We start from the raw sequence: 2778 nt of genomic DNA on the forward strand, positions 1-2778 counted from the left end.
CATGACCGCGGCGCTGCCGCAGATGCGCGACCAGTTCCGCGCCAATATCGACTGGATCGAGGCGCAACTCGGCGACGGCCGGCCGTGGCTGTTCGGCGAGTTCAGCCTCGCGGACGTTAGCGCCTACATGAACGTGTGGTACGCGCGGCAGAGTCTCGCCACGATGGACGAGATCATGACGTCCTTTCCGCGCGTTGCGGCATGGGAGGAGCGCATCCGCGCCATCGGCCACAGCACGCGCACCGAGATGTCGTCGGCCGACGCGCTCGAGATCGCGGCGAAGGCACGGCCGGAGTCACCTGTGTTCGGCGACCCCACGGACCCGAACGGTCGCAAGCCCGGCGACGTCGTTGCCGTGATGCCGGATGACTACGGCAAGATCCCGGTGCGTGGCGAGATCGTCTCGCTGTCGGCGCAACACATCGCGATCCGCCGGTCGGATGAGCGCGTCGGCGAGGTGGTGGTGCATTTCCCGCGCGCCGGTTTCCTGGTGGTCCCGGGCTGATTGCCGCAGGCTGCTCCCAATCGGGCCTGGAAACGCTGCGTTTCGCGGCGTGACCTTGCCGGGCCCCTGAACCGGCAATAGCTCCCGTTTATCTCCAACAGAAGGCTCCACAGCGCAGGCTTGCGGATAGATCCGCAGCAACCCGACCTTTCGGCCTGCGTGCGATGGGTGGCCCGTGGTGGATGCTCCGCCACGCCGACAACTGGACTGACCATGACGACCTCCGTCGAATTCGGGCTTGATACGTTTGGCGACGTGACCAACGACGCCGCCGGCACGCCGCTGCCCCATGCCCAGGTGATCCGCAACGTCGTCGACGAAGCGGTGCTGGCCGATCAGCTCGGGATCGATTTCATCGGGCTCGGCGAGCACCACCGCGCCGATTTTGCGATCTCTTCGCCCGAGACCGTGCTGGCGGCAATCGCCGCGTGCACCCAAAACATCCGCCTCGGCTCGGCAGTGACCGTGCTAAGCTCGGACGATCCGATCCGCGTCTTCCAGCGCTTCGCCACGGTCGACGCGGTCTCGAACGGCCGCGCCGAGGTGATCCTCGGCCGCGGCTCCTTCACCGAGTCGTTCCCGCTGTTTGGCTTCGACCTCAGGCAATACAACGAGCTGTTCGAGGAGAAGCTCGATCTGTTCACCGAACTGCTCAAGCAGCAGCCGGTGACCTGGCAGGGCAAGCTCCGGCCACCGCTCAAGAGCCAGTCGGTCTATCCGCCGGCCGAGCACGGCCGGCTGAAGACCTGGATCGGCGTCGGCGGCAGTCCCGAGTCGGTGGTCCGCGCGGCGCATTACGACCTGCCGCTGATGCTTGCCATCATCGGCGGCGATCCCAAGCGCTTTGCGCCCTATGTCGATCTGCACCAGCGCGCCTATCAGCAGTTCGGCCGCGAACCGAAGCCGATCGGCGTGCATTCGCCCGGCTATGTCGCCGAGACCGACGCACAGGCACGCGAGGAGCTGTGGCCGGACTACAAGGTCATGCGTGACCGGATCGGCAAGGAGCGCGGTTGGCCGCCGATGGGCCGCGACGAGTTCGTGGCTGAGGCCGAGCACGGCTCGCTCTATGTCGGCGCGCCGGAAACCGTTGCCCTCAAGATCGCGTCGACCGTGAAGACGCTCGGCGCGGCGCGCTTCCAGCTGAAATACTCGGCGGGCCCGCTGCCGCATGAGAAGCTGATGAAGAGCATCGAGCTCTATGGCAGCAAGGTTGTGCCGATGGTGCGCGACATGCTCGCCGCGTGAGGCGCCAGAACCGGCAATCACAAAGCAAAACCCCCGGCGTTTTGGCGCCGGGGGCTCTGTTAGCTTGCAGTCAGATCAACCGGTGTTACCAGTTGCGCTGAGCGCGGAGCAGCAGCATGTAGGTGTTCTGGTCCTTCAGCTCGTAGACCGCGGCCGGCTTGCCGATCGTGGCGCTGCCCGGGAAGGCGACCGTACCAGCGAAGCTCTGGTCCAGACGGGTGTAGGTGAAGTCGGCCGAGAAGGTCAGGTTCTTCACCGGGGTCCACTGGGTCTGCGTGCCGAGCTGCGCGATGCTGTAGTCGGGGTTGCAGGACGTCAGAGCCGAACCAGCACCGAAGAAGTTGCTGAGCGAGCCACCCACGCCGTTGCCAGCCGGGCCGCAGAGGTAGCCCTTGGCGGTGCCGTTGTAGTTAACCTGGGCCCAAGCACCGTAGATGCTGGTGTTCCAGTTCGGGTTCCAGTTGTGCACGTAGGCACCACGGAAGCCGTAGGTCGTGATCAGCTGCTGCTGACCGCCCGTGACGAACACGCTGTCCGGAGCACTGCCGAAGCCGATGCTCTGGTAAGCACCAGGAACGTTCGTGCCGCCGAAGATGGTGTTCGCACCAGCGGAGCCGGCGAGATCCTGGATGTTATAGCGGGTCGCACCGTTGGTGTAGACACCCTGCAAGTTGATGGTGTCGCCAGGTCCGGTCGGGATGTTCTTGATCGACAAGGCCAACGAACCAGCCCAGCCCCACTTGTCGTCCGGATGACCGGTCAACTCGGTGCCGCCGTAGTAGGCCACGTGGTTGTTATGCGCGGCGAACGATGCCTGGAACAGACCCCAGGCCTGATCGACGCGCAGCATCGCGACGAGATCCGGAGCAATCGTGCCGGCATAGTCGCTGACGCCGAACGTGTTGACGTTGCCGGGAACGCCGAAGTTGACGGGCGCACCGAGGTTGGCCACACCAGCCTGGTAGTAAGCCGACTGATCCTGAGCCGACAGAGACAGCGACACGCCGTTGCCGAACTGCGCGGTG

Annotated in this window: 3 protein-coding genes; 2 read left to right on the top strand and 1 reads right to left on the bottom strand. The window is 65.2% G+C overall.

Features of this window, described 5'->3' with window-relative positions; genetic code table 11:
• Together AKL29_RS46180 and AKL29_RS38795 are read left to right on the top strand one after the other, a co-directional pair.
• Positions 1-505: glutathione S-transferase C-terminal domain-containing protein (locus AKL29_RS46180; RefSeq protein ID WP_244482661.1), on the top strand; the 505-nt coding region annotated here is incomplete at its 5' end.
• 213 nt (positions 506-718) lie between these two features.
• Positions 719-1753, top strand: coding sequence for an LLM class flavin-dependent oxidoreductase (locus AKL29_RS38795; RefSeq protein WP_050387814.1), 1035 nt, complete (start codon positions 719-721; stop codon positions 1751-1753).
• An 85-nt stretch (positions 1754-1838) separates the two neighbouring features.
• Here AKL29_RS38795 and AKL29_RS46185 read toward each other — a convergent pair.
• Positions 1839-2778: porin (locus tag AKL29_RS46185; protein ID WP_244482662.1), on the bottom strand; the 940-nt coding region annotated here is incomplete at its 5' end.

It is taken from the genome of Bradyrhizobium pachyrhizi, assembly GCF_001189245.1.
In the GTDB taxonomy this organism is placed as follows: Bacteria; Pseudomonadota; Alphaproteobacteria; order Rhizobiales; family Xanthobacteraceae; genus Bradyrhizobium; species Bradyrhizobium pachyrhizi.

Coding starts and splice junctions, on each gene's coding strand:
- AKL29_RS38795 (WP_050387814.1), top strand. CDS start 719: ATGACGACCTCCGTCGAATTCGGGCTTGATACGTTTGGCGACGTGACC.